A 1513-nucleotide genomic window follows, 5' to 3' on the forward strand; every position below is an offset into this window, starting at 1 on the left:
CGCACGGTCCTGGACATCGTGCGCCAGTCCCTGTTCAGCGCCCGTCCGGCCACCGCCACGCCGCGTGGTCCCGGGGAGCCAACCTCCATCGCGGCGCCCAACGGCTCGGGTCTGGTGCTGCCCTCGATGGTCGACCTGCTGGTCACCATCGAATACGACGCACTGCGCGGAATGACGGACGCGGCGGGGCTAACCAGTCACGGCCAGCGGATCAGCGCCAGCGAACTGCGCTGCAGCGCCTCCATCGGCGGAATCATCCCGGGAATCCTGGGCGGGGCCGGCGAAGTGCTGGACCTGGGACGACGACGAAGACTCTTCACCATCGGGCAGACCCGCTCGGTGGTGGCCCGAGACCGCGGATGCATCAATCCCGGTTGCACGATGCCGGCTCACCGGTGCGAGGTGAACCACTGCCAGCCCTGGGTGCTGGGTGGGAAAACCAGCGTGGACAATGGATGCCTGCTGTGCAAGTCCTGCCACCTGGCCTTCCACGCCGGTTTCCTGAAAATCCGCGTGGTCAACGGGGTTCCCTATGTGCTGCAAAGTCCGCAGCAGGATCCGGAGCAAAGATACCGGCGCAACTGGGTCTGGCACCCCAACCAGCGGCATTGGCCGCGTAGGGCCACTACCGGCTGGGGGTCTCGGACTAGGCCGGGTAGAGCGGGTTGTGCCCGGCCGGAACCCGCTCCTCCTCCCGCACCGGATCCGGTGCGGTGCCGTCCAGGAACTGGGGACCGTTGGCCAGCGACTCGCGCCCATGGGGTTCAAGCCACACGGACAGGTCCGGGCCCTTGGGCACGATCTGGGTCGGGTTCACGTCCTCGTGCACGATGTAGTAGTGCTGCTTGATCTGCACGAAGTCGATGGTGTCTCCGAACCCCGGGGTCTGGAACAGGTCCCGCGCGTAGCCCCACAGATTGGGCATCTCGGTGAGCTTGTTGCGGTTGGACTTGAAGTGTCCGTGGTAGACGGCGTCGAAGCGCACCAGGGTCACGAACAGGCGCACATCCGCCTCGGTAATGTAGTCCCCATCAGATAGCGGCGGGTTTCCAGGCGCTCCTCGAGCTGGTCCAGGGCCGCGAACAGGCGGTCGTAGGCATCCTCATAGGCCTGCTGGTTCCCGGCAAATCCGGCCCGATAGACCCCGTTGTTCACCTCGGTGAAGATCAGCTTGATCAGCGGCAGCATTTCCTCCAGCTGCTCACGCGGGAACAGGTTCGGGGCCCTTCGCGGTGGAACTGCTTCCACTGGGTGGAGAAGTCCCAGGTGATCTGGGGGTAGTCGTTGGTGACCACGCCGCCGGTGGGGATGTCCACAAGCGCCGGCACGGTGATGCCCCGCGGGTAGTCGGCGAAGCGCTTGAGGTAGTTTTCCTGCAGCCGCTCGGTGCCCAGCACCGGGTCGCGGCCATCGGGATCCAGGTCGAAGGACCAGCTGCGGGCGTCGTGGGTGGGCCCGGGCATGCCGACCGAGATCGCGTCTTCCAGGCCCATCAGCCGGCGCACGATCAGGG

1 protein-coding gene and 2 pseudogenes are annotated in these 1513 nt (G+C 66.3%); 1 reads left to right on the plus strand and 2 read right to left on the minus strand.

The annotated features are described in order from the left end of the window. Positions 1-197: 197 nt before the first annotated feature. Complete coding sequence (locus tag JCM19049_RS21060; RefSeq protein WP_279403245.1) at positions 198-380, minus strand: hypothetical protein; 183 nt, start codon at positions 378-380, stop codon at positions 198-200. Between the two features lies 1 nt (position 381). On the opposite strand from JCM19049_RS21060, the pseudogene JCM19049_RS23610 reads away from it, so the two are divergent. Then, positions 382-438 (plus strand): annotated as a pseudogene (locus JCM19049_RS23610) (hypothetical protein); the annotation flags it as partial. Positions 439-646: 208 nt separating this feature from the next. On the opposite strand, the pseudogene JCM19049_RS13875 reads toward JCM19049_RS23610, so the two are convergent. Further along, a pseudogene (locus JCM19049_RS13875) lies at positions 647-1513 on the minus strand (glutathione S-transferase C-terminal domain-containing protein); the annotation flags it as partial.

Source organism: Arthrobacter sp. JCM 19049 (genome assembly GCF_001310435.1).